This is a genomic window from Bacillaceae bacterium S4-13-56, assembly GCA_040191315.1.
Classification (GTDB): domain Bacteria; phylum Bacillota; class Bacilli; order Bacillales; family JAWJLM01; genus JAWJLM01.
This window is the reverse complement of sequence record JAWJLM010000176.1, coordinates 1-921: the sequence shown is the minus strand read 5'-3', so window position 1 is coordinate 921 and position 921 is coordinate 1. Positions and strand designations below refer to the sequence as shown.

General features: G+C 39.4%; 1 protein-coding gene. It reads left to right on the top strand.

Annotation, left to right across the window (positions count from 1 at the left end):
- On the top strand, positions 1-918 hold a 918-nt coding region (locus tag RZN25_18510; protein ID MEQ6378779.1), incomplete at its 5' end, for a transposase.
- Positions 919-921 lie beyond the last annotated feature (3 nt).

The window sequence follows — 921 nt, the reverse complement described above, 5'->3', positions numbered from 1 at the left end:
TTTCGAATGCTTACCCTTGGCTGGTCAGATGGTGCAACGTTCATTCCTGTTGACTTTTCTTTATTGAGCTCTAAAACAAGTCAAATTAACGGAATATCAAGTAAAATCGACAAGCGAAGCGTCGGATACAAACGCCGTCTTGAAGCCCTACAATCTGCCCCAGAACAAATTCCAGATATGATTCAACGTGCATTGAACTCTGGGATTGATGCTTCATATGTGTTGATGGATACTTGGTTTACCCACCAACCACTCATTAAGAACATTAAAGAGCAAGGGATTGATGTAATTGGCATGGTTAAGAATTTAAAGCAACGTTACCTTGTAGATGATAAGCGTGTCAGCTTAAAGGAACTCTATCGTTTGGCAGCACCTACTCAAGGAAATAAAGGGATTCTTCGCTCCATCCATACTATCCAAGCCAATGGAGTTTCAGTCAAAATTGTATTCGTTCGAAACCGTAATAAAAAGAGCGAATGGCTTGCGATTCTGAGTACAGACTGTACGTTAAGTGACCAAGAAATCATCCGAATTTATGGTATGAGATGGGACATTGAAGTCTTTTTCAAAACAACGAAATCCTTATTAAAACTCCAAAAGGAGTTTCAAGGTCGGTCCTATGATTCCTTAATTAGTCATACAACGATTGTTTTTGCACGATATATTGTTCTGTCCTGGCAAAATCGATGTAGCACGGACCAAAGAACACTTGGCGGTATGTTTTATGAACTTTGTGATGAAATCAGTGACCTCGATTGGGCAATTGCGCTTCAGCAATTAATCGAACTTCTTGAAGATACCCTTAAAGAGAGTAACAAAAGAATGCAAAAGTTAATTAAAAGTCAACTACAGCAATGGATCGCGGGCTTACCTAACTATATCAAGGCATACCTGCCTATTTCAGTCTGCGAAAGTTGAGTA